At 65.1% G+C, this 21,954-nt stretch carries 21 protein-coding genes; 6 read left to right on the top strand and 15 right to left on the bottom strand.

The features are described 5' to 3' along the window. Nucleotides 1-181 precede the first annotated feature (181 nt). Entirely contained in the window at nucleotides 182-1,264 is a 1,083-nt protein-coding gene (locus N5P29_RS00685; protein ID WP_262276800.1) for an FUSC family protein, read from the top strand. Between the two features lie 3 nt (nucleotides 1,265-1,267). On the opposite strand, the gene N5P29_RS00680 is transcribed toward N5P29_RS00685, so the two are convergent. Both N5P29_RS00680 and rfaE2 read right to left on the bottom strand, forming a co-directional pair. Beyond that, complete coding sequence (locus tag N5P29_RS00680; RefSeq protein ID WP_262276799.1) at nucleotides 1,268-2,302, bottom strand: NAD-dependent epimerase/dehydratase family protein; 1,035 nt, start codon at nucleotides 2,300-2,302, stop codon at nucleotides 1,268-1,270. A gap of 11 nt (nucleotides 2,303-2,313) precedes the next feature. Continuing rightward, complete coding sequence (rfaE2, locus tag N5P29_RS00675; RefSeq protein WP_262276798.1) at nucleotides 2,314-3,855, bottom strand: D-glycero-beta-D-manno-heptose 1-phosphate adenylyltransferase; 1,542 nt, start codon at nucleotides 3,853-3,855, stop codon at nucleotides 2,314-2,316. Between the two features lie 91 nt (nucleotides 3,856-3,946). On the opposite strand from rfaE2, the gene N5P29_RS00670 reads away from it, so the two are divergent. Beyond that, nucleotides 3,947-5,119 carry a glycosyltransferase family 9 protein gene (locus N5P29_RS00670; protein ID WP_262276797.1) on the top strand — a complete coding sequence of 391 codons (1,173 nt, stop codon included), beginning with the start codon at nucleotides 3,947-3,949 and terminating at the stop codon, nucleotides 5,117-5,119. On the opposite strand, the gene N5P29_RS00665 is transcribed toward N5P29_RS00670, so the two are convergent. The 7 genes from N5P29_RS00665 to N5P29_RS00635 are packed head-to-tail and all read right to left on the bottom strand — an operon-like array spanning nucleotide 5,088 to nucleotide 11,861. Then, nucleotides 5,088-5,783 carry an SDR family oxidoreductase gene (locus N5P29_RS00665; protein ID WP_144660030.1) on the bottom strand — a complete coding sequence of 232 codons (696 nt, stop codon included), beginning with the start codon at nucleotides 5,781-5,783 and terminating at the stop codon, nucleotides 5,088-5,090. The genes N5P29_RS00670 and N5P29_RS00665 overlap by 32 nt on opposite strands. A gap of 29 nt (nucleotides 5,784-5,812) precedes the next feature. Further along, complete coding sequence (locus tag N5P29_RS00660; protein ID WP_262276796.1) at nucleotides 5,813-7,219, bottom strand: PfkB family carbohydrate kinase; 1,407 nt, start codon at nucleotides 7,217-7,219, stop codon at nucleotides 5,813-5,815. After that, nucleotides 7,216-7,893, bottom strand: coding sequence for a D-sedoheptulose-7-phosphate isomerase (locus tag N5P29_RS00655; protein WP_262276795.1), 678 nt, complete (start codon nucleotides 7,891-7,893; stop codon nucleotides 7,216-7,218). The genes N5P29_RS00660 and N5P29_RS00655 overlap by 4 nt, the downstream gene beginning before the upstream one ends. A 14-nt stretch (nucleotides 7,894-7,907) precedes the next feature. Next, the gene (locus N5P29_RS00650) at nucleotides 7,908-9,176 is read right to left on the bottom strand and encodes a glycosyltransferase (protein WP_262276794.1); all 1,269 of its coding nucleotides are present in this window, start codon (nucleotides 9,174-9,176) and stop codon (nucleotides 7,908-7,910) included. Next, the gene (locus N5P29_RS00645; protein ID WP_262276793.1) at nucleotides 9,173-10,207 is read right to left on the bottom strand and encodes a glycosyltransferase; all 1,035 of its coding nucleotides are present in this window, start codon (nucleotides 10,205-10,207) and stop codon (nucleotides 9,173-9,175) included. Before N5P29_RS00645 ends, N5P29_RS00650 begins: the two co-directional genes overlap by 4 nt. Next, nucleotides 10,204-11,292: a glycosyltransferase family 9 protein gene (locus N5P29_RS00640; RefSeq protein WP_262276792.1), complete on the bottom strand. Its 1,089-nt coding sequence runs from the start codon at nucleotides 11,290-11,292 to the stop codon at nucleotides 10,204-10,206. The genes N5P29_RS00645 and N5P29_RS00640 overlap by 4 nt, the downstream gene beginning before the upstream one ends. Next, entirely contained in the window at nucleotides 11,289-11,861 is a 573-nt protein-coding gene (locus tag N5P29_RS00635; protein ID WP_262276791.1) for a D-glycero-alpha-D-manno-heptose-1,7-bisphosphate 7-phosphatase, read from the bottom strand. The genes N5P29_RS00640 and N5P29_RS00635 overlap by 4 nt, the downstream gene beginning before the upstream one ends. Before the next feature lie 86 nt (nucleotides 11,862-11,947). Here N5P29_RS00635 and N5P29_RS00630 point away from each other — a divergent pair, with 86 nt between their 5' ends. Next, nucleotides 11,948-12,910 carry a glycosyltransferase family 9 protein gene (locus tag N5P29_RS00630; RefSeq protein ID WP_262276790.1) on the top strand — a complete coding sequence of 321 codons (963 nt, stop codon included), beginning with the start codon at nucleotides 11,948-11,950 and terminating at the stop codon, nucleotides 12,908-12,910. A gap of 1 nt (nucleotide 12,911) precedes the next feature. Here the strand turns inward: N5P29_RS00630 and N5P29_RS00625 are convergent, their stop codons facing one another. Further along, on the bottom strand, nucleotides 12,912-13,685 hold the full coding sequence (locus tag N5P29_RS00625; RefSeq protein ID WP_262276789.1) for a sigma-70 family RNA polymerase sigma factor: 774 nt from the start codon (nucleotides 13,683-13,685) through the stop codon (nucleotides 12,912-12,914). A 140-nt stretch (nucleotides 13,686-13,825) separates the two neighbouring features. Between N5P29_RS00625 and N5P29_RS00620 the strand changes: the two genes are divergently transcribed. Then, complete coding sequence (locus N5P29_RS00620; RefSeq protein ID WP_262276788.1) at nucleotides 13,826-14,566, top strand: GAF and ANTAR domain-containing protein; 741 nt, start codon at nucleotides 13,826-13,828, stop codon at nucleotides 14,564-14,566. A 55-nt stretch (nucleotides 14,567-14,621) separates the two neighbouring features. Here the strand turns inward: N5P29_RS00620 and N5P29_RS00615 are convergent, their stop codons facing one another. The 3 genes from N5P29_RS00615 to helR all read right to left on the bottom strand — a co-directional run bounded on the left by N5P29_RS00615 (nucleotide 14,622) and on the right by helR (nucleotide 18,368). Further along, nucleotides 14,622-14,930, bottom strand: coding sequence for a putative quinol monooxygenase (locus tag N5P29_RS00615; protein WP_262276787.1), 309 nt, complete (start codon nucleotides 14,928-14,930; stop codon nucleotides 14,622-14,624). Between the two features lie 327 nt (nucleotides 14,931-15,257). After that, nucleotides 15,258-16,103 (bottom strand): HAD family hydrolase, encoded by an 846-nt coding sequence (locus N5P29_RS00610; protein WP_262276786.1) that lies wholly within the window; start codon nucleotides 16,101-16,103, stop codon nucleotides 15,258-15,260. 81 nt (nucleotides 16,104-16,184) lie between these two features. Beyond that, on the bottom strand, nucleotides 16,185-18,368 hold the full coding sequence (gene helR / locus N5P29_RS00605) for an RNA polymerase recycling motor ATPase HelR (protein ID WP_262276785.1): 2,184 nt from the start codon (nucleotides 18,366-18,368) through the stop codon (nucleotides 16,185-16,187). 180 nt (nucleotides 18,369-18,548) lie between these two features. On the opposite strand from helR, the gene N5P29_RS00600 reads away from it, so the two are divergent. Then, nucleotides 18,549-19,289, top strand: a complete 741-nt coding sequence (locus N5P29_RS00600) for a class I SAM-dependent methyltransferase (protein WP_262276784.1) — start codon at nucleotides 18,549-18,551, stop codon at nucleotides 19,287-19,289. Here N5P29_RS00600 and serS read toward each other — a convergent pair. Next, nucleotides 19,286-20,566 carry a serine--tRNA ligase gene (serS, locus tag N5P29_RS00595; RefSeq protein WP_262276783.1) on the bottom strand — a complete coding sequence of 427 codons (1,281 nt, stop codon included), beginning with the start codon at nucleotides 20,564-20,566 and terminating at the stop codon, nucleotides 19,286-19,288. The genes N5P29_RS00600 and serS overlap by 4 nt on opposite strands. 32 nt (nucleotides 20,567-20,598) lie before the next feature. Here serS and N5P29_RS00590 point away from each other — a divergent pair, with 32 nt between their 5' ends. Continuing rightward, nucleotides 20,599-21,660 (top strand): diacylglycerol/lipid kinase family protein, encoded by a 1,062-nt coding sequence (locus N5P29_RS00590; RefSeq protein ID WP_262276782.1) that lies wholly within the window; start codon nucleotides 20,599-20,601, stop codon nucleotides 21,658-21,660. Here N5P29_RS00590 and N5P29_RS00585 read toward each other — a convergent pair. Beyond that, on the bottom strand, nucleotides 21,657-21,887 hold the full coding sequence (locus N5P29_RS00585) for a hypothetical protein (protein WP_144660049.1): 231 nt from the start codon (nucleotides 21,885-21,887) through the stop codon (nucleotides 21,657-21,659). The two genes, N5P29_RS00590 and N5P29_RS00585, sit on opposite strands and share 4 nt — an antisense overlap. Nucleotides 21,888-21,954 lie beyond the last annotated feature (67 nt).

Here is a 21,954-nt window from a genome sequence, read left to right as displayed (position 1 = left end):
GCTCTCTTTCCACAGTTGGCAGGCTGCGGACAGCAGCCGGGATAGTAAGTATCGTTACTATCAAATGGGTGAGTACCCGGTTGTCCTGGTTCTAATCACACCTTTTTTCGAAAAGTGTGATGCCCCGCAATCCGGCGGCGGCAGCTCGACACAACACCGGATACCTGCAAACGTAGATTCCATGAGCCAACTGCCCACAAGGCGACGGCTGATTCCCGCGCTTCGTAAAACCGTGACCCGTCACCGCCTGCTCTTCGCCGCCAAAACAGCGGTGGCGGCAGGACTGGCCTGGTACCTTGCACCGTTCATGCCCGGCCCTGCCGCCGAGTACCCGTACTACGCACCGCTGGGCGCCCTGGTCAGCATGCACCCAACAGTGGCCGACTCCGCCAAGCACGGGCTCCAAAGCCTGGCCGGACTGGTCCTGGGGATCGGCATGGCCTTTGCCGTCACCACAGTTGCGGCACCCACAGTCCTTTCCGTGGCCGTAGTGGTGGGCCTGGGCGTGCTGATCGGCGGCCTTCCGCGACTGGGAAGTGCGTCCGAGTGGATCCCCATGGCGGCATTGTTCGTGCTGGTGCTGGGCGACTCAAATGCAGAAGGGTTCTCCTTCGCCTACGTTCTCCAGATGGCCCTGGGAGTCACAGTGGGTTTCGCGATCAACTGGCTGATCTTCCCGCCCCTGCACCTGGACGACATCGACCCGGCCATCGCGGGCCACCAAGGCGCGTTGTCCCGCCAGCTCAAGGACATGGCGCAGGCCATGAACGAGTCCTGGCCGCCGAACCATGAAGCCTGGGCCAGCCGCAGCGACGAACTGTCCATGACCGCGGCGGCCGTGCGGACTGCGGTGCACCAAGCGGAGCTAAGCGCCAAAGCGAACCCCAGGTCCCGGCGTCGTGCCACCCGCCTGCCGTCGGACCTTGCAGGTTTGCGAACCCTTGAGCGGCTGACGTTCCACGTCCAGGACGTCACCGACGTCCTGGCCAGCGCCATCTGGGAAGAAGGCGCCGGGACGGTCATTCCGGACACCGCGATCAAGCCGCTTTCCGACGCACTGGAGTCCGTGGCCGCCGTGGTGGACCACTGGCGCGACGAAGGATCCGGGGAGCTCTCGAACAGCCTGGCCCACGCCCAGGACAGCATCAACGCGCTCAGCGATGCCGTGACCGAAGCCGCCGCCCAACAGTCCCCGGTGAACGCACCGGCGTCGGTGGCCATGAGCCTGCGCCGGATTTTGACCGTGGTGATGACCGCGGAGTAGCCCTCAACGTGGCCTGAGTGGGGGCGAACCCCTCCGCCCCTTCCCCGCGCCGATTCCCTCCAGCATTTCCGCCAGGGACTCCAGCGAAGAGTGCTTCGGCGACCAGCCCAACAGGCTGTGCGCCCGCGCGCAATCCATGATCGGTGCGTTCGCCGCCATGTCCACCCAACCGCCGTCGGTCACCTGGAGGCGCAAGCGCCAGGAGACCTCGACGACGGCGCGGAGCACCGGAAGCGGGAACGGCAGCAAGCGCCTGGCCCTGAAGATCCAGGCGAGCGCGTTGGGATCGATGACCGGCTCCGCTGCAATGTTGAACGCACCTTCGGCCCTGTGTTGCAGCACTTTCCAATAGGCATCCGCGACGTCGGCGGTATGCACGCCCTGGAACACCAGCTCCTTGGGAACGGCCAGCACCGGAAGCCATGGTTTCCGCGGTACCAGCCTGGGCAGGATCCGGCCCAGGAAATAGCGTCCCACCTCGCTTCCGCCCCCTGAACTGAACATCAGTGCCGGGCGGAGACGGGCCACAACGATGTCCGGGTTCTCTTTGGCGAACTGGTCCAGGAGCCGTTCCTGTTCCGCTTTGTCCGCACTGTAATGCGATCTCTTGATCCCACCGGTCGGCCAGCCCTCCTTGGTCCGCTGGTCCTTGGGCGCAGGTGAGTAGGCGCCAACCGAGGACGCACATACAAAGTGCCGCACTCCGGCTTTGCGTGCTGCGGCCAGGACCTTCGCTGTTCCCTCCACGTTGGTCCGGTGCAGCAGTTCCCGGTTGTGGTTGGGCTGGATGAGCCACGCCAGATGCACCACGGCGTCGGCTCCGGCGAGCGCTGCTTCGAGGTCGGGCTGGTCTGTGGCGGCTCCGATGTCCAGGGTGTGCCACTCAACGCCGTGATAGGGCGCGGCGTCCGGGTCCGGCTCGCGGCGCACGACGCCCACAAGTTCCAGGTCCGCGCCCTCTTCCGAACGCGCCCGTTGAAGGCGTTTGAGCAGTTCAGTCCCGCCGTGCCCGGTGGCTCCAATGATCGCGACGCGCATAAGGTGCCTCCTCAGCCCTGCGGGGTCTCGCCGCTTGAACGGATGCGTTCCAGTACCGCGGTGGTTGAATGCTCCGGAACGTAGTCCAGGATGGTGACCGTGCCGCCGTACAGCTCGACCGCTTCGGTTTCCTGGAGCATTTCCGGCGTGTAGTCCCCGCCCTTGGCGTAGACATCGGGCTGCAGGAGCTCGATAAGCGGTATGGGCGTTGGGGTGTCGAAGATGGTCACGTGGTCGACGCAGCTCAGGGCGGCGATGACGGCGGCGCGGTCGGCTTCGTGGTTCACCGGGCGGTCCGGGCCTTTGAGTTGCCGGACCGACGAGTCGCTGTTGAGGGCAACCACCAAGACGTCCCCCAGTTGCTTGGCCTGATTCAGGTAGCGGGTATGGCCACGGTGCAGAACATCGAAGCACCCGTTGGTCAGCACGATCCTGCGCCCTTCACTGCGATGCTCCTGGATGTGCCTGGCCAGCTCCTTGTCCGTCAGTGCCGTATCTGCGAAGCCGCGGAGGTGCGTGGCCAGTTCCTCGGTGGTGCACACGGAGGTGCCCGGCCTGTGGACTACGACGTCGGCGGCGGCCTGAGCCAGATCCACGCTGGTGGTCAGCGGCAAGCCGGCGGCACGGGCAAGGGTCAGCGCGGCAACGAACGTGTCTCCGGCCCCCGAAGCCTGCTTCTCGGCCTGCGGCCGGGCCCAGGTTCTGTGGGTTGCGGCTTGCGGCGGGCTGCCCTGCGGACGGATGGTCAGCGTCCCCTCCCGGTCTAAGGTCACGACGACGGCGGCCGCACCCGAGGCGCGAAGGAGCTGGCCCGCGTGTGCCTCCACGAAGGGGCATCGGGCAGCACCGCCCGGGAAGTCCGTGCCGAGCAGTCTCGCTGCTTCCTGGGCGTTGGGCGTGGCGAGATCCGGTTGGAGACCGGCCCACCGGCCAGGGTGGTGGGCGTCCACCACAACCAGCATGTTCTGGCGGGACGCAGGCATTGCGCCGTCATCGCCTGGGCCCAAACGGTCAAGAATCGCGCTCCGGACGGGGCCTTCCAATGCCCCTGCGCCGTAATCACACAGCACCACGGCAGCGGAACCGCGCAGGGCTTCGGAGAGCGTCGCGGCCATGTCCGAGAGGCCTTCCCCGGGGACATCGTTGGCGGCGTCATCCAGACGCAGCATCACTTGGCCGCCGCTGCTGACCCGGAATTTGGTGGTGGTGGTCATGTCCGGGTGGGAGACCATGTGGGTGACGTCCACGCCTGCCGCTTCCAGTGCTTCTTTCAACGTTGTCGCGGCCTCGTCCTCACCCGTCAACGAGACGAAGCGGACGTCAGCGCCCAACGCCGCAAGGTTCATCGCTGTGTTGGCCGCCCCTCCGGGAGCAAAGTCCCGGCGCTGGACCTGGACTACGGGCGCCGGGGCTTCGCGACAGAAACGGTCAATGGTTCCATCCCACCAGCCGTCCAGGATTGAATCGCCGACTACCGTCACAACAGGACGTTCCTCGGCCAAGCGGCCAGGCAGCCAGTCGGCCAGGCCTTCTTGATTGGATAGGCGTGCCATGGGGTACCTTCCGGTTGGGCAACAATTCCTGTTCCCCTCAGGTACCCCGCGGATCGTGCTTCACACGCGTGCACCGGAAGGAAAAGTATCCATGGAAAAACCGCTGGTTGACCTGACGTCCGGCATAGGACCCGTGCTTGGAAAATTCAGTGACGTGCAGCGGATCGCGGTGCTCAGGGGCGGCGGTCTGGGCGATTTGATCTACACCTACCCGGCCTTGAACGCGCTGAAGAGGGCCTACCCGGGTGCCAGTCTGACGCTGCTCGGCGCGCCGGTTCACGCGGCACTGGTGGCGGCAACGGACGGTCCGGTGGACGACGTCGAACTTCTCCCGGTGGCGCGTGGCGTACATGACGGTCCCCGCAACGGCGAGCGCTTCGAAGATGATGCGCAAGACGTGGCGGCACAGGAAGCTTTCTTTGAGGCCATGCGGGCACGGAAGTTCGATATCGCAGTCCAAATGCATGGCGGCGGCCGGTACTCCAACCCTTTCCTGCTCCGGCTGGGGGCACGGCACACGGCAGGAACCCGCACCAGGGACGCCGAGCCGTTGGATCGGAATCTGGACTACGTCTACTACCAGAACGAGCCCGACCGCTGGCTGGAAGTGGCTGGCTTGGCTGGAGCTCCCACCATCATCTTCCCTCCCCTGCTCCCCAAGCCTGAGCACCAACAGGGCATCAAGGGGTTGAAGGACCCTGACCGCTCGTCGCTGGTGGTTGTCCACCCGGGTGCCACCGATCCGCGGAGGCGGTGGCCGGCGTCGTACTTTGCCGAAGCTGCGGCGGGCATAGCCGCCGAAGGTGCGCAGGTGCTGATCGTTGGGGACAGATCGGAAAAGGCCTTAGCACGGGAGGTCGCGGAGCTTGCCGGCCGCCATCTCCCGGAGGGACAGCGCCAGGCCGTACGGTCTGTAGCCGGAGAGCTGGAGATCGGTGAGCTGGCCGCTCTCCTGGCCGAGGCCACGGTGATGCTGGCCAGCGACAGCGGTCCCCGGCATTTGGCGCAGGCCATGGGAACTGCCACTGTGGGGATCTTCTGGGTGGGAAACGTGTTCAACGCAGGCCCACGCGGCCGCGGCTTTCACCGCATCCACATGTCCTGGCTGACCCGATGCCCGCGCTGCGGTGCGGACGTGACCCAGGTTGGCTGGACCGCTCCGCACTGCGGCCACGACGACACCCTCATCAAGGGCATCGCCGTGGCCGATGTTGTTCAGGACGTGCTGGACCTTACGGCCACGAGCCTTCTTCTGCGGGGGTGATGAGGAGTTCGCGGACCTCGCTGCCGAACGGCTGTGAGAGGGCGAACACCACGGCCTGCGCCACATTGGCGGGATCGTTGAGCTTGGAGTCGTCCTGCGGCTTGTATTGTTCGTCGCGGTCGTCGAAGAAGTGGGTCTTCATGCCACCCGGGATGATCGTAGTGACGCCAATGACCCCGCCCGTTTCCGCGGCCAGGGCACGGCTGAAGCCGATGACTCCGAACTTGGAGGCGCAGTAGGCCGTGGCGTCAGGGAGTGCCCGGAGCCCCAGTGTGGAGGCGATGGTGATGGCCCGGCCACGGGATCCCTTGAGGTACGGCAGTGCCGCACGGATGGTGGAAACGGTGCCCAGGAGGTTTACTCCGATGACCTTTTCCCATTCCTCGGCGGCGACGTCGCCCAGCTTGCCGCAGCGGTCGATGCCCGCGGCCGTCACAACCCCGTCAAGGCCGCCAAGGCTTTCCGCGGCTTCCTTCACTGCTGCTTCCACAGCCTCACGGTTGGAGACATCCACTTCCAGGGCTTTGGCGCCCGAGACGTTGCTGACGTCCCGGTCGAAAACGAATGGCGTGCCACCGGCGTCGCGGATGGCCTCCACGATCGCAGCGCCCAAGCCGGACCCGCCTCCGGTGACGATGACGCGTCCAGGTGTTTGCGTGTTCATGCGGTTCCTTTCGTTGATTCCAACAAGGTTCAGCTGACCTTGGCCAATGCTGCTGCCAGGCCGCTGGTGGAGCGTGCCGGGTGGAAGGGCACAGTGACGCATCGCCCTCCCCAACCCGCCAGGAGGCGGGCTTCCGGCAATTCTTCGGGGGTGTAGTCGCCGCCCTTGACCCAGATGTCGGGACTTATTTGGGTGAGGCAGGCTTCGGGGGTGTCCTCGCCAAAAATCACGACGGCGTCGACGCATTCGAGGGCGAGCAGCAACTCTGCGCGGTCTTCCACACTGACAATCGGTCGATGCGCGCCCTTGAGCCGGCGGACGGATTGGTCCGAGTTCAGGCACACGATCAGGCAATCGCCCATGCTGCGCGCTGCTGCCAGCGTCCGTGCGTGGCCTGCGTGCAGGAGGTCGAAACATCCTCCTGTGGCCACCACTGTCCCTCCGGACTCGCGGACGAAGCGGGCAAGTCGGACGCCGTCGGGGTGAAGGTCTGCGGTGTCCACCAGTTCCAGGCCTCTAAGTTCGACGACGGAACCTACTTCGGACGGGTCCGCCGGGTCCGCTCCGGCCAGTGCGGCAGCTCCCCCGGCGGCCAGGAACGCAGACGCGTCCTCCACAGCCCGGGCAGCGGCCTGTGCAAGGTCCAAGCCTGTGGCAAGGTGCACGGCGAGGCTGCCTGCGAGGCGGTCACCTGCCCCGCACAGATCGCTCACGTTGGTGGTGGGCGCGGGGATGCTCTCGGCTGAGCCGTCCGAGCACAACAGCAGCGCACCGTCCTCGCCCCTGGTGACCAGCACGGACGCACTTCCCCACTTGTCCAGGAGGTAGCGGCCGGCTTCTTCAGCCCCGGTGCCGGATCCGCCTGCCTTCGCGGACGCGGTGGCTTCGGCGAGGTTGGGCGTCACTACGGACACTCCTGCCACGGGATCGGAACCGGAAGGGTGCGGATCCCACACAACGGGGATGCGCCGGGCGGCATCCGTCAGGGCTGCCCGGATGTCGGTGTTGGCGGTGATCCCACGCCCATAATCGGCCACCACTACGGCGTCTGCCGATGTGATGGCGGCAAGCATCTCCCCCGTACTGGACGGGACCGGGGCCGCTGCGCACCCTTGATCGAAGCGGACCATCGGATGCGTCCCGATCCGAACACGGGTCTTGGTGGGCGTGTGAGCCAGCGGGGCTCCGGCGAGTACCGACACGCCGGCCAGTGCGCGCCTGAGGTGGCTTGCGCCGTCGTCGTCCGATACCGCGGTGACCAGCGAGACGTCGTGGCCGTCCCGCGCCAGTACGGTGGCGACCAGCCCGGCGCCGCCCGCCCGACGCCGGACATCACCGACGTCGACCACCGGCACAGGCGCGTCGGGACTGAGCCGGGTGGCGGTCCCGTTGATGTCGACGTCCAGGAGAAGGTCGCCAACTACCGTGATCCTCATGGCTGACCGCCCCCAAACAACCCCGGTCCCCTGTCGGTGCGCCTTGCAACCTCTGCATCAAAAGCGCGGCACACAGCGTGAATGGCGATCAAATGGCCTTCCTGGGCGTTGGCCGCGATGGCTTCGACGGTTATGGCTTGATCGCAGGCTTCGGACAGGGGATTGGGACCGGCGCCTGTCAGGGCCCACGTGATGACGCCGCGTTCCTTCGCAGCCCGGACAGCGTTGAGCAGGTTGGGGCTGCGCCCGCTGGTTGAGAGCAGCATGAGCACGTCGCCAGCCCGGCCATGCGCCCTGACTTGGCGGGCGAAGACCTCGTCGTAGCCGTAGTCGTTGGACAACGCTGTGACCGCGGAGGACTCGGAGTGCAATGAGATGGCCGAAAACGGGGCGCGTTCTTCGTCAAAACGGCCTACGAGTTCGGCCGTCAGGTGCTGCGCCTCGGCAGCCGAGCCGCCGTTGCCTGCCGCGAGCAGACGCTGCCCGGAGAGCAGTCTGGTGGCGAGCTCGGTTCCCCATGCGGACAACATGTGTGATTGCGAGCGCAGGGAATCAAGCGCCGGCAGGACGTTGTCCAGATGAGTGGTGACGGCGTCGTTGTGGGTGGGGCCTGATCCCCAACGCGCCGGCAGGGTATCCGGAATGAGGCCCGGCAGGGTGGTTTCGGTGGTCATGCGGCCTTGAATTGTCACAGCGCCGTTCCTTCCAATGGTTCCAAACCTTCGTCGGCCTGCCGGGACAATCCGGCGGCAAGAACGGACCTGTACGCTTTCTCGGTGTCAGCTGCGATGCGTTCCCAGGAGTACCGTGAGCGGGCCCGGCGGGAACCGGCCCGGCCCATGTCCGCGCGGAGTTCCGGGTCTGCCAGCAGTTTCTGCAACGCTTCGGCAAGGGCTTCCGGGTCACGGGGCGGGACGTGGAGCCCCGTCTTCTGGTCCACTACGGTTTCCCGCAGTCCACCTACCGCCGCCGCCACCACGGGCACACCGCACGCCATCGCCTCAAGCGGGACGATGCCGAAGGGCTCATACCAAGGCGTGCAGACCACGGCGTCAGCGCTGCGGAAAATCGCGGGCATGGCATCACGCGGGACCTGTCCACGCATGGTCACCCTGTCCTCAACGCCGAGCTCCTTGGACAAGGACCTGAGCCGTTGGGCTTCCGGATCTTCTTCCAGGTTGAGCGCGTCACCGGAACCGCCAACAATCAGCAGCTCCACGTCGTCGAAGCCGGCCTCCGCCAGGAGCGGCAGTGCCCGGATGATCAGGTCCACGCCCTTGCGTTGCACGAGGCGCCCGACGCTGAGTATCCGATGCGTGCGGGACTTGGGCTCGGCGTCGGCCGTTCCCGGGAAGAGGTCGAGGTCCACACCGCAGGGGGCTATGGAGATCTTCGACCTGCTGATGCCCAGGGCCTTGAGTTCGAAGACCTCATCCGGGCAGGTCGCGATGACCCAGTCCGCGGCGCGGCCGACCCATGGTTCCAGCCACTCGCGGGCAGGCGGGCTGGTGTCCGCGGCGCCTTGGTGCCTGCGCTTGACCGATCCCAGGGCGTGGAAGGTCTGGACCACTGGCACGGGGTTGGCGGCGCCGGCCCTGCGCGAGGCCTGGATGGCTGCGAGGCCGGACATCCAGAAGTGTGCGTGGACCACGTCCGGCAGTTGACCGGCCCAGTCCGCGCAGATTCCGTCCGCCAGCTCACCCATGTACGGCAGAAGCTCATCCTTGGGGACCCTTCGGGCCGGACCCGCATCCACGTGGACCACGGTGAGCCCTGGACCAACCTTGACCCTGGTCGGCAAGTCGGGGTCATCGCGCCGCGTGTACACAGTGACCTGGTGGCCACGGTCTGCCAGCGCGGAGGACAGCGCGGCAACGTGGACGTTCTGCCCTCCGGCGTCAACGCCTCCCAATGCAGCCAGCGGACTGGCGTGTTCGGAAACCATGGAGATCTTCATGGGTGTGCCCTCTCAGTGTCATGGTTTGCTGGAGCATTGCCGGCAGGAACCCGCGCGGCCGGAAGGTCGGCCAGCAGTTCGTCCCAGGCACGGAGGAACTTGTCCAGCCCGTATCGTTCCAGCGCGGCCTCACGCGCCACCATGCCCATGGCAAAGGCGTCATCGGGATCGTCCAGCAGGCGCTTGGCGAACCTTTGGAGATCGTCGACGTCGTTGGACACCAAGCCGGCGCCGTGCGGTATGGCGCGGGTTGCCTCGGTGGTGGCCAGGGCCAGTACGGGCATGCCAAGGTGCATGGCTTCGAGCAAAGCCAACCCCAGCGACGTCCACCTCAGGGGGTGGAGGTAGAGTCGGCAACGGGCCAATTGCTGGTGCATTTGCGGGGCGGGCACATCACCGGCGATGCGGAGCCTTTCATCGCTAAGGCCCAGGCCCCTCAGGTTCAGGGCTTGCGCCAGCGCTTCCGTTCCCATGCCGAACACCCGCAACGGCCCCACCCCGGCGAATCCGGGCAGCAGGTCCGTCCCCGTGACCCGGCCACGCCGAACGGGTTCGTTGACCACCACGCCCATCTCTTCGTGTTCACCGGTGTAGAGCCGGCCTGGGTCAGGGATGCCGTGTTCAATGACCGTGGTGCCCGCCGAGCCGGTGTCCCAGAAAAGCTGGTTGAAATGGGTCACGTGGACCACGGGAATGGAGCTTTGGTCCGCCATGGGGTGCAGCGTGAAGGGAACGTCGCCTTTTGGCGTGTTGTGTTCGAGGTAGACGGCCGGCAGGTCGACACCGGGCCGCCGTCCCAGAGCCCGGGCAACTGCCGCGATTTCCTCGGGCCTTTGGAGCAGCACTGCGTCGACGCTCTCGGGGTCCAGGGTGTCCAGGTCCACTTCCTGCGCCGCGGCAGGCCAGTCACGGCCACCGCGCCCCAAACCCCAGGCGCCGCCGTCGGGCGTTTTCGGGAGCAAGTATTCATGCCGGCCGCGGACGAAGGCCTCCATCCACCCGCCGTGCACGTGCCACACCAGAATCCTCATGGTTTCCACACCTTTCGTCGGGTTGCCAGGGAGGAAACGCCTCCGATGAGCCTTTCGACCGCTTCCACCACCTGTTCCGGGGTTACCGAACTGAGGCAGGGATGGCCGGGGACGGGGCAAACGCGTGCCCGGGAGTTTTTGCAGGGCGCTTCCTGATCGCCGAGCAGTTCCAGGGGGACCCCGTACGGAGCCCAGCGGATGGCCGGGACGACGGGTGCGAACAGACACACCACGGGCGTGCCTACCGCTGCCGCGAGGTGGGCGGGTCCGGTATTGCCGGTAACCACGACGGCGGCCCCGGCCAGTACCGCTGCCAGCGTCCGAAGGTCCGTGCCACCGCCGAGGTTCCGGGCGGAGGGGCCGGCGACCGTGGCCGTGAGGGACGCTTCGCTGGGCCCCCCTGTGACCACAACCCGATGCCCGTAGGCTTCCAGCAGCTCCACAGCCGCTGCGTGGTGGAGGGCGGGCCACGCCCTGGCCGGCACCGCGGCGCCCGGGTGGACCACGATGTACGGTCCCTCTTCGGCAAGTTCATCGGCCGGGCCATCAGGGTCCTGGCCAGGGGCGACGCGTAGTTTTCCGTCGTCGCCGTTGGGCAGGACGTACCCGCCTGCCTCAGCAATGGTGAGGGCACGCACCGCTTCCGGTTGGTCTTCGGGAAAGTCCTCGCCCGGTTTGAGGCGGACGTCCAGGAGCGAGCCCGCGTAATCCGTCGATGCCCCGGTGATCTTCCGGACGCCGGCCAGCCGCAGGAGCAGCGCCAGCGGAAGCGGGGATTGGTGGAAGGACGTGAGGATCACGGCCTCCTCGATACGGGAACTCCGGACGAAGTTGACCAGTCCGTTGGTCGTTTCCTCCGTGACCTGTGGGGCAGGATTCACTATCCATGGGGAGGCCCAGGTGTGCACTTGGGTTACCCCGGGCAGCATCTCCGCCGCGGCTGCACCTTCGGGGCCGCACAGGAGAACGACGTCGTTGGAGCGGCTTCCGTCGGGCCGGTTTCCGTTCGCCACTGCACGAACAGCGGGCCCTGAGAGCAGGACATCTCCCATGCTGTCCAAGCGGGCTACCAGGACGCGGCTCATGCAGGGGCTTCCTGTCCGGCGGTGGTCTTTTCCGGCGCGATGTGGCCTCGGAGCAGGAGTTCCACGGCATGGCTGAGGTCCCGAGCCACTACGTCAGCTGAGTCGATTTCCTCTTGCCTGGTAACGGGCGTGGGCACCAGCACGGCACGGGAGCCGGCCGCCGTCGCAGCCTCAACGTCGGCGCCGATATCGCCCACGAAAGCAGTTTCCTCCGGCGCGATGCCCAACGTTTCGCAGGCGGACAGGATCATTCCGGGAGCGGGCTTGCGGCATGCGCAGCCGTCTGCCGGTCCATGCGGGCAGACTTCCCACACATCGAACGGCCCCAACAACTGATCCACCCGCCGGTTCACGGATGCCACTTGGTCCAGGGTCAACAGCCCACGAGCCACGCCCGACTGGTTGCTCACCACTCCCGTAGCCAACCCGGCCTTCCGGACTTTCCGCAGCGCCGCAACAGCGCCGTCCATGGGCCGCACCAGCTGCGGATCGCCGTTGTATGGCGCGTCAACAACGAGTGTTCCATCGCGGTCAAACAGGACCGCCTTCAACGTTCCGGTTCCTCCCATACCCGCAACGTTCCCCAGTTCTCCGGACGCTAAACAACGCGGCCGTGAGAAGTTTCATGCCGCTAGACTCTCAGCGGGAGGCCACTATGGACACAGCATTGAACAGCCAGGACCACCAGGACCAACCCCTGTTGCTCGCCCTGCGCGCCCTGAAACTCGGCGATCTTTTGGTCGCGGTTCCGGCGCTGCGGGGCTTGCGGAGGGCGTTTCCGAAGCACCGGATTGTGTACGCTGGGCCGGCGTGGATCGCCGAGGCACTTGAGTTGGTTGGCGGAATCGGCCACTTGCCCACGCCTGGGCTCGATGACCCCCTGAAGGTGCCTCACGGCGCCGTGGACGTGGCGGTCAACCTGCACGGAAACGGGCCTGAGAGCCGGCTCCGGATCAAGGAACTGGGCGCCAACCGGGTGATCGCGCACGCTTCCGACGGCCTCGACGGGCCTTCGTGGATCACGGGCGTTAACGAACGCGAACGGTGGACCCGGCTGCTCAATTGGCATGGAATCGACGCCGATCCCCTGAACTACCGCCTCAACCGCCCGGCGGTTTCCCCGCCGCGTCCCGGAGCCACCGTGATCCATGTGGGTGCCGCCTACGGCAGCAGGCTGTGGCCCGTGGAACGGTTCGCGGACGTTGCCGTCCAGCTCGCGGCTGCCGGTCACGACATCGTCCTCACCGGGGGCACCTCGGAGCGCGCCCGGGCGGAGGAGACAGCCGCCTTGGCGAAACTCAAGGGAGCAAACCTCGACGACGGCGTGCTGGCCGGGCGGCAAAGCCTCGCCGAATTCGCGGCAACCATCGCCGAAGCCCGCCTGGTGATTTCGGCCGATACGGGCGCGGCGCATCTGGCCTCCGCATATGAGCGCCCATCCGTGGTCTTGTTCGGTCCCGCACCTGCGGAAGAGTGGGGACCGCCGCCCGGACCGCACGTGGTGCTGACCGCCGTCGAACTCCGCCGCGGTGATGTGTTCTCAGCCGAGCCCGACCCGGCACTGATGGCCGTTACCGTCCACGATGTCCTGGAGGCCGTGGAGCAGCTCGGCTGCTAGGTCAGTGGACCGCCCAGTCCTGTTGATGGGCTTCGTCGTCCAGCAACTGGGTTTGGAGCGAGACCAGGATCTTGGAGAGCTTCCGCGAAACCTGCATCTGGGAGACACCCAGGGCCTCGGCGATGGTGGACTGCGTCTCTTCCCGGTAGTAGCGCCGGTACAGCAGGTGCCGGTCCTCGGCGTTCAGCCCTCGGATGGCGTTCCGCAGGGCCAGCACATCTTCAAGCCGGTCCGTCGGGCAGCCGAAGGCGGACAAGGAGCCTTGCAGGCCGTCACGGCCTTCCCCCGCCGGAGCGTCCAGGGAATCGGGGCGCTTGCTGGTGCCTGCCATGAGTGCTTCGCGGACCTGACCTGGTTCCAGGCTCAGATCCTCCGCTACTTCTTCCGCCGAGGGCGTCCGTTGCAGCGATTGGGTCAGTTCCTCCGTCCGCGCCAGTACTTGGCGCCGGACGTCCTGGATAGTCCTGGGCGGCCGGACCACCCAGCAATGATCACGAAGGTAGCGCTTGACTTCGCCGGCAATGGTTGGGGCGGCATAGGCCGGGAAGCTGACGCCCCGTGACTCGTCAAAGCCGCGGGAAGCCTTGATGAGGCCCATGTACGCGACTTGCCTGACGTCGTCGAGATCGTGGGTGTGGGCGGAATATCTGGCCGCAATCGACTTGGCCAGATTGAGATGGTCCAGGACGAGGCCGTCCTGGAAACTCTGTCTGATGCTGCCCTCCGGCGCGCACGTGGGCGCAAAATGGATGGCGAGGGACCGGGTTTGACGCATGGGCTTCAATCCTTAACCGGCTGGTGAGGGTGAGCCCACGGCAAGACTCCTTAAAAAGAGAAGCACACTTACTATTAGCTTTCAACGGGTCCCCGGGGTTAGTCTCGAAGAGTAGTCATAACCATGGATCGGAGTTCCTCATGGAAGACCCGCTTACTGCCGGGCCGACAACAGTGGTGGCCGACATCCAGGATTTGTTGCTCGATACCCCCGACGTTGAGGTGTTCCTGGAGGAACTGGCCAGGCACTCCGCCGCCATGTTCAGCACGCCCGGCAACGAGGTTTTCTGCGGCATCACCCTCATGCGTCGCCGCTCCGCCGGCACCGTGGCCAGCAGCGGCGAGCGAGCCCGGATGCTCGATGAACTGCAGTACAACTTCGACGACGGCCCCTGCCTTCGCGCCTGCCGCGAAATAACGCAGGTCCACATTCCGGATTTCGCCAAAGACAACACTTGGCCGGAGTACAACGAACTGGTCACCAAGCACGGAATACGGTCCGTGCTGGCCGTCCCCTTCCCCTTGAGAGACTCCGCCGCAACCGCCGGACTCAACCTCTACTCAGAACACCCGAACGCGTTCGACCAGTCAGCCGTTCAGCGCGCCAACGATTACGTGGAACAGTCGTCCAAGGGACTTCGCCTTGCCGTGCGCATCGCCGAACATATGCAGACAGCCGCCAATCTCCGGGCCGCCATGGAGTCACGCACAGTCATAGACGTGGCGACCGGAATCATCATCGCCCAGAACCGGTGCACGCAGGAAGACGCCATCGAGCTCATCAAGAAGGCCTCCAGCAACCGGAACGTCAAGCTCCGGGCGGTGGCGCAGGCAATCGTTGAGTCGGCCGGTGGCGGGCAGATTCAGACCTACTTTAAGTAGACCTGGAACTGCGTGGCGCCAACATGGTGTGTTGGCGCCAGTCAGCGGTTCCAGATCAGCTTTCACCTGGCAGCTTGAACGCAAGTACCTCGACGTTTTGTATGCTCGGTTCTACGCTGAACAGTTCTGCTCCCTGGGCGGCAAGAGCTTGCCCGACGCCGCCTTCGAGGTGGGTCCGGCGGGCTTCCTCATCAGGGAAGACATCGAAGACACCGAAAGTCGAGTCGTCAAACTGAAGCGCGAACCAGGCACGCGTTCCTTCTTCCTGTTCAACAATGGAGCGCGCACTGCGGAGGAAATCGGCGACTTCCTGTTCCTTGCCGGGGTTGGCTTTCAGAGTCACCAACAATGCAACCTTGATCATGCTCCCTCTGCCTCCCGGATTCCATACTGCACGACGGCGTTCATGGCGAGCCTCCTTGGAACGATATTGCTGCGAAGGTGATGCGGACCGAGCCCGCCTCGTGGCCTCCTCAAGCTATCGAGGGAGCGGCGTGACGATCTGCCCAGTGTGGCAGTGATCGCGGGTCGCCACAAGAGACGATTTCTTCTGCCATGCAAGGGGATGAAAGCGGCGGCACGGCATCATGGCAGCCGGGCCGAAACAACCGCGACCGAGGCGTCTCGTCGGCTGGCGGCGCATTGGTCGCCCAATCCCGCCAGTTCCGGCGAGAGCCGTGCCGAGCGGCACCTACAGCAGGCCGCGCAGAACCAAGGCGGCGCCGTCGTCGAGCACTGACGCGGTGACCTCGTCCGCAACGGCGAGCACCTCATCGGGAGCCTGGCCCATGGCGATGCCGCGGCCGGCCCACGTGAGCATCTCGATGTCGTTGCGGCCGTCGCCCACGGCCACTGTGTTGGCCCGGTCCGCGCCGAGCCGACGGCGGAGGGCCTCCAAGGCGCTGGCCTTGGTGACGCCTTCAGCGGCGATGTCCAGCCACGCCGTCCAGCCCACGGAGTAGGTGACCCCGGAGAGCCCGATGTGGCTGATGGCCTCGTTGAACTCATCCGATGTGTTCTCGCTGCTGAAGACCACCACGCGGACGGCCACGGAATCCAGCATTGTTTGGAAATCGACGCCGATGGATTCCACGCCGAAGCTGGCGTCCTGGAAGCGCTCCGTGGAAAGGAAGTTGCCGTCCTCGTCCTCAAGCGCGTACTTGGCGTTGGGCAGCCGCTCCCGCAGCGCTTTCAACGCTGGAGCGGGATCGAACGTGGCCTTGTGGATGATCTCGTAGCCGGTCTCAAGGGTGGGATCCAGCCGGAGGGTGACGCCGCCGTTGCAGCACACCGCATACCCACGTTCCATGCCGATTTTTTCGATGATGGGCAAGGTGGCGTTAAGGGAACGTCCGGTGGCGATCATGACGTCGTGTCCCTTGGCCACCACTGCTTGGGCGGCTGAGCGGACCTCCGGAGTCATGTGGCCATCGTGGTCAACCAACGTGCCATCGACGTCCAGGGCGATCATGAGCTTGTTGTTCTTATTGGGCTGGTCCTCGATGCCAGCAACTGGAGTATCAGTCAAAATAGTCATGCTTCCAGTAGACCAGACACCTCCGACGCTGAACTAGGACCGGCGCCACAGCGGAGGATTAACGGCGCATGAATACTGTCCTCAGGGCGTACTCGTGAGGATGACCAGCTGCTGGGTTGCCCGCGTCATCGCCACATACCGGTCCACGGCCCCTTCGATCCCTGCGCCGAAATCGTCAGGGTCGAGGAGCACCACAAGATCGAACTCAAGGCCCTTGGCCAACTCCGGAGTGAGGAGGCTGACCCGGTCCCGCTGCGAACCCGCTTCCAGCGCCGGCTGGCTGATGACGCAGGCTGTGCCTTCACTGTGCGCCTTAAGCCACGTCTCCAGGATCGCTGCCAGGTCCCGCTTGGCCCCGTGGATCACGGGGACCCCGCTGCTCCGCACCGAGCTTGGAACGTTGGCGTCCGGGAGGGCGGCCCTGATCACCGGCTCGGCCTCCAACATGACCTCTTCGGGTGTGCGGTAGTTGATGCTGAGGCTGGCCAGGGACACGTTGTCCATTCCCACGCGGTGAAGGCGTTCTTCCCACGATTCCGTGAAGCCGTGCCGGGCCTGCGCCCGGTCCCCCACCACCGTGAAGCTACGAGACGGGCAGCGCAGCAGGAGCATTCGCCACTCCGCGTCCGTCAGTTCCTGGGCCTCATCCACCACGATGTGCGCGAAAGGTCCGGCCAGAACGTCCGGATCGGGCATTTCCACAACGTCCTGCCCGGTCAGCTTCTCCCTCATGTCGTCGCCGCGCAGCATGTACATTTCCAGGTTCTCGGAGTCATCAGCTGCAATGAGATCATCCACCACCCGGTCCATAAGCTCACGCTCCGCCGCAAGGACTGCCGCCTGCCGCCGCCGCCGTGTGGATGCCTCTGGATCGCCCAGGCGCAGCCGCGCCGCATCCAACAGAGGGAGGTCGTCAGTGGTCCACGCTTCCGGATTTTCGCGGCGAAGCAGATCCCTTTCGGCCGGTTGCAGGTGTGGAGCGCACAGCCGCAGGTACGCCGGCACACGCCACAAGTCGGCTACCAGCGCCGCGTAGTCGAGCAGCGGCCACGCCCTGTTGAAGGCCGACTGCAGCTCCGCACTCCGGCTCAACGCCCTGCGCCGCATGGTCTCCGGAACATCGTGCTCACCCAGCTTGTCCGCCAGGATTTCAAGCAACGCATCCCAGACATCGTCACGGGCTTCATTGTGCGGGGTTCCGGGCTCGGCGGCGTCGAAGGCCTCCGCCCAATCGTCGCTGCCCAGCCAGATGTCGGCGTAGGGCGTCTCCACCTCCATGCCCTCGGTTGGTGGTTCTTCGTAGAACCTCACGGCGCGTTCCACCGCTTTGACCATTTCGACCGAGGATTTGAGCCGCGTCACCTCAGCATCACGTTCGACGGCGGCCGCGGCACCTTCCGGGACGAGGTCCCGCAGGGTGCACGTCTGAACACCTTCCTCCCCAAGGCTTGGAAGGACATCAGCCACATACGCCAAATAGGGCTGGTGCGGGCCGACGAAGAGGACATCGCTGCGCCTGTCGTTGTTGCGGTGGCTGAGCCGGGGATCGGAATACAGAAGATAGGCCGTTCGGTGCAGGGCGACCACCGTCTTACCGGTTCCGGGGCCGCCGTCGACCACCAATGCCCCACGCGAGCCGGCGCGGATGATCCGGTCCTGGTCGGCCTGGATGGTTCCCAGGACATCCCGCATTCGAGGCGAGCGGCTGCTGCCCAGGCTCGCGATGAAGGCGGACTGGTCATCCAGCGCGGAATTTCCCACCATACCTTCGGCGGTGAACACTTCGTCCCAGTAGTCCGTTACGCGGCCGCGTGTCCAGCGATACCTGCGCCGGCTCACCAGTCCCATGGGATTGGCGTGCGTTGCCCCGAAGAATGGCTCGGCCGCTGGTGACCGCCAATCGATCAGGAGCCGCTTCCCCTGGCTGTCCGTGAGGCCCAGCCTGCCCACGTACACGGGTTCAGGGTTCCCCTCAGCAACCATGCGCCCGAGGCACAAATCCATCCCGAAACGGCGCAGTGCCCGCAGCCGCGACGTAAGCCTGTGGATCTCCTGATCGCGGTCCAAGGCCGCTTGTCCCCTGCCGCCGGGCAGTTTGCGGGTGGCCTCCAGCCGGTTGGACTGCTCAGCGATGGCTTCCTCGAGGCTGGCTGCAATAGCATCGAACTGTCTCTCATCGGCGCCGATCAGCTGCGAATCGGCTTTGCGTTCCAAGTGCTCCGGCAAGTCAAAAACACTGGTTCCCAAGCGGCTTTTTTCAGGCATCCCACGACTCCCTTTTGACATTGGTGATGGGGTTCGAGGATCAATTGTTCGGCACCAGGGGGGCCTTGCCGCAAGCCCCGGGGTGGGTTATACATTGAGTATGGAAGGGATAATTCCCTTCCTTTTTTTGTGCCCGGTTTGTCGGATCGGGAGTCTCCGGACAAGGGGTAGGGTGGGCGGATGCGTCCAGGATTGAGCCCCGCCCAACTCGCCGCACTTTACGACGCCGAAAACCAATGGGCAGAGGACGACGACTTCTTCCTGGGATTCGTGAACGAACAAGCAAACCGGCGTGTTCTGGACCTCGGTTGCGGGACGGGCAGGATCAGCCTGGCGGTAGCCGCCCACGCACACACCGTGGTGGGCATCGACCCCAATCCTGGCTCGCTGGAGGCCGCCAGCGGGAAAACCGGCGCGGAAGGTGTCACGTGGGTCGAGGGCACATCGTCACGGATCCCTGAAAATACAGTTTTCGACGTCGCCATCATGACGGCGCACGTCGCCCAAGCGATTTACGACGACGGCGAATGGTCCCGCACGCTTGCCGACGTACACCGGGCGCTTGCACCCGGCGGCCGTTTGGCCTTCGATTCCCGCGACCCCGCAGCCCGGGCTTGGCAGCGCTGGACTCCGACGGAGACGCAGCGCCGGCACATCCTTCCCGACGGCACCGCGGTGGAAACCTGGATGGACAGCCATCGGCCTGCCGCGGGACTCGTTACCCTCACCGAATACCGTGTCCATGACGAAGGCAGCGTCGAGACAGAGACCTCAGTGCTTGCGTTCCGCACGGAGGCGCAACTGCGCCGGGATCTGGGCGCAGCCGGCTTCACAGTGGAACGCATCCTCGGCGGCTGGGCCGGCGAAAGCGTGGGCAGCGGGCAGGGCGAGTTGATCGCCGTCGCCCGCAAGCCCTTCTAGAGAACCGGCAGGACCTCAAGGCCGCCGAGGTACTTCTGCAGCGCCTTGGGCACGTTGACGGAACCATCCGGGTTCTGGTGGTGCTCAAGGATGGCGACGATCCAACGGGTCGTGGCCAGGGTGCCATTCAGCGTTGCCACTGCCCGGGTTCCCTTGGCTACACCTTCGTCGTTGATCACGCGTTCGCGGATGTTCAGGCGGCGGGCCTGGAAGGTGGTGCAGTTGGATGTGGACGTGAGCTCGCGGTAGGCGTTCTGGGTGGGAACCCAGGCTTCGCAGTCGAACTTACGGGCTGCGGACATGCCGAGATCGCCGGCAGCAGTGTCAATAACGCGGTACGGAAGCTCGCACTTGGCCAGCATCTCCTCTTCCCAGGCAAGCAGGCGCTCGTGCTCGGCAGCAGCGTCTTCAACCGTGGTGTAGATGAACATCTCCACCTTGTTGAACTGGTGCACGCGGATGATGCCGCGGGTGTCCTTGCCGTGCGAACCGGCCTCACGGCGGTAGCAGGAGCTCTGGCCGGCGTAACGGATGGGGCCGGCAGAGAGATCCAGGATCTCGTCGGCGTGGTACCCGGCGAGGGCCACCTCCGAGGTTCCCACGAGGTAAAGGTCGTCTTCAGCGAGACGGTAGATCTCGGCGTCGTGCTTTACATCGAAACCGGTGCCCTGCATGGTCTCGGGGCGCACCAAAGTGGGGGTGATCATGGGCACGAAGCCGGCTTCGATCGCCTGGTCCATGGCCATCTGCAGCAGAGCCATTTCCAAGCGGGCACCGACGCCACGGAGGAAGTAGAACCGTGAGCCGGAGACCTTTGCGCCGCGCTCCATGTCGATCGCGCCAATAAGTTCGCCGATTTCCAGGTGGTCCTTGGGTTCAAAGTCCGTGAATTCGCGCGGAGTGCCAACGGTCTTGACCACCACGTAGTCGTCCTCGCCGCCCTCGGGGACGCCGTCCACCACAAGGTTCGGAATGACACGCAGCAGTTCATCCTGTTTGGCCTGGGCAGCGGAGGCTTCCGCGGACGCAGCCTTCACCGAGTTAGCGAGCTCCTTGACCTCAGCCAGCAGGGCCTGCTTCTCCTCACCCTTGGCCTGGGCCACCTTCTTGCCGAAAGCGTTCTGTTCGGCACGGAGGGTTTCGTGGCGAACCAGTGCAGCACGGCGATCGGAGTCAGCGGAAATGATCGCGTCCACAACAGACTCGTCGGCGCCACGGGCGCGCTGGCTGGCACGGAACTTGTCCGGATTTTCGGTGAGGTCTTTTACGTCGATCACCACACAAGAGTATCGAATAGTGTTGAAGCACAATGAACGACTGGATCCTGTATGTGATTCTCGCTGGGGGCGTGGCTTTTGCCGTCTCGAGCTGGTGGGGTGTGCGCCGGTTGAAAGCCAGGCATATCAGGAGCGCGGTCCGCGAGGACGCCCACAAGCCCGGCCCGGGGGACCAGAAGGTCGCCGTGATCCTCAATCCCGTGAAGAACAACGCTGAGGTGGCACGCCAGGCCATCATCGACGCCTGCGACCTTGCGGGCTGGGACGCCCCGAAATTCTTCGAAACCACCGTGGAAGATCCCGGTTACGGACAGTCGCGCCAGGCACTGGCGTACGGGGCCGACGTCGTTCTTGCGTGCGGTGGCGACGGTACCGTGCGCGTGGTGGCTGAGTCGCTGGCGCACAAGAACGTGGCCATGGGCTTGATTCCGCTGGGCACAGGAAATCTCCTGGCCCGCAACGTGGATCTGGACGTCACAAACCTCGCCGAATGCATCCAGACGGCTCTGTTCGGCCATCAGCGCTACATCGACACCGCCACCATGGGGATCGAAAACGACATCACAGGAGTCTCCGGCCAACACACGTTCCTGGTCATCGCCGGCATGGGCCTGGACGCCGAGGTTGTTGGCGACACCAAAGAAGACCTGAAGAAAAGCGTCGGCTGGCTGGCCTATACGGAGGCCGGTGTCCGGCACCTTCCCGGTAGGCGAAAACGCGTCACCATCACCTTGGATGACGAGCCGGAGCAGGCCCGTAAGATTCGCAGTGTCCTGTTCGCCAACTGCGGCCTGATCCCCGGGGGCATCGACTTCATCCCCCAGGCCATGATCGACGACGGGATGCTGGACATCGTGGTGATGAGCCCACGCAGTGCATTCGGCTGGCTCGCGATGTACGCAAAAATCCTGTTCAAGCACAACAGGAACCTGCCCATGATGAGCTTCTACCGCTCCGGGAGGGTTGTCATCCGCAGCCAGGAACCCATGGCGACACAGCTCGACGGCGATCCGTCGGGTGAAGCGACGACGGTCACCGTCCAGGTGGAGCCAGGGTCACTGCTGGTACGGGTACCTAAGGTGCAGATCGCCTAGATCGAGCCCACGTCGGGCTCGGCAGCGTTTTCTTCGGCTTCTTCAGTAGCGGCTTTGGCAGCCGCACGGGCCTCGGCCTGCTCTTTGATCATTGCTTGTTCTTCTTCAAAGCGGAGCCGGTCCGCACGATCGGCCTCATCGCCATTCCAGTCGTCCTGGTTCTCGCCTGAGGGCTTCGGATTGACGATCATGCCCTGGCCGTCTTTGTCATCCCGGTGGACAGACATGACCGCTCCTTTCGTTGACGCATTCATCCATCGTTTATGGATCAGGCAAGCATACGCACAGAACCAT

Source organism: Paenarthrobacter sp. JL.01a, assembly GCF_025452095.1.
Taxonomy (GTDB): Bacteria; Actinomycetota; Actinomycetes; order Actinomycetales; family Micrococcaceae; genus Arthrobacter.
Note: the sequence above shows the minus strand (reverse complement) of the source record. Positions and strands in the feature narration are given on the sequence as shown.

Excerpts from the sequence above, each read along its gene's own strand:
- N5P29_RS00600 (WP_262276784.1), top strand. The coding sequence starts at position 18,549 with ATGCGTCCAGGATTGAGCCCCGCCCAACTCGCCGCACTTTACGACGCC.
- N5P29_RS00620 (WP_262276788.1), top strand. The coding sequence starts at position 13,826 with ATGGAAGACCCGCTTACTGCCGGGCCGACAACAGTGGTGGCCGACATC.
- N5P29_RS00665 (WP_144660030.1), bottom strand. The coding sequence starts at position 5,783 with ATGAACACGCAAACACCTGGACGCGTCATCGTCACCGGAGGCGGGTCC.
- N5P29_RS00630 (WP_262276790.1), top strand. The coding sequence starts at position 11,948 with ATGGACACAGCATTGAACAGCCAGGACCACCAGGACCAACCCCTGTTG.
- rfaE2 (WP_262276798.1), bottom strand. The coding sequence starts at position 3,855 with ATGGCACGCCTATCCAATCAAGAAGGCCTGGCCGACTGGCTGCCTGGC.
- N5P29_RS00625 (WP_262276789.1), bottom strand. The coding sequence starts at position 13,685 with ATGCGTCAAACCCGGTCCCTCGCCATCCATTTTGCGCCCACGTGCGCG.
- N5P29_RS00585 (WP_144660049.1), bottom strand. The coding sequence starts at position 21,887 with ATGTCTGTCCACCGGGATGACAAAGACGGCCAGGGCATGATCGTCAAT.
- N5P29_RS00660 (WP_262276796.1), bottom strand. The coding sequence starts at position 7,219 with ATGAGGATCACGGTAGTTGGCGACCTTCTCCTGGACGTCGACATCAAC.
- N5P29_RS00650 (WP_262276794.1), bottom strand. The coding sequence starts at position 9,176 with ATGAAGATCTCCATGGTTTCCGAACACGCCAGTCCGCTGGCTGCATTG.
- N5P29_RS00615 (WP_262276787.1), bottom strand. The coding sequence starts at position 14,930 with ATGATCAAGGTTGCATTGTTGGTGACTCTGAAAGCCAACCCCGGCAAG.
- N5P29_RS00670 (WP_262276797.1), top strand. The coding sequence starts at position 3,947 with ATGGAAAAACCGCTGGTTGACCTGACGTCCGGCATAGGACCCGTGCTT.
- N5P29_RS00645 (WP_262276793.1), bottom strand. The coding sequence starts at position 10,207 with ATGAGGATTCTGGTGTGGCACGTGCACGGCGGGTGGATGGAGGCCTTC.
- N5P29_RS00655 (WP_262276795.1), bottom strand. The coding sequence starts at position 7,893 with ATGACCACCGAAACCACCCTGCCGGGCCTCATTCCGGATACCCTGCCG.
- N5P29_RS00680 (WP_262276799.1), bottom strand. The coding sequence starts at position 2,302 with ATGCGCGTCGCGATCATTGGAGCCACCGGGCACGGCGGGACTGAACTG.
- helR (WP_262276785.1), bottom strand. The coding sequence starts at position 18,368 with ATGCCTGAAAAAAGCCGCTTGGGAACCAGTGTTTTTGACTTGCCGGAG.
- N5P29_RS00640 (WP_262276792.1), bottom strand. The coding sequence starts at position 11,292 with ATGAGCCGCGTCCTGGTAGCCCGCTTGGACAGCATGGGAGATGTCCTG.
- N5P29_RS00635 (WP_262276791.1), bottom strand. The coding sequence starts at position 11,861 with ATGGGAGGAACCGGAACGTTGAAGGCGGTCCTGTTTGACCGCGATGGA.
- N5P29_RS00685 (WP_262276800.1), top strand. The coding sequence starts at position 182 with ATGAGCCAACTGCCCACAAGGCGACGGCTGATTCCCGCGCTTCGTAAA.
- N5P29_RS00610 (WP_262276786.1), bottom strand. The coding sequence starts at position 16,103 with ATGACTATTTTGACTGATACTCCAGTTGCTGGCATCGAGGACCAGCCC.
- N5P29_RS00590 (WP_262276782.1), top strand. The coding sequence starts at position 20,599 with ATGAACGACTGGATCCTGTATGTGATTCTCGCTGGGGGCGTGGCTTTT.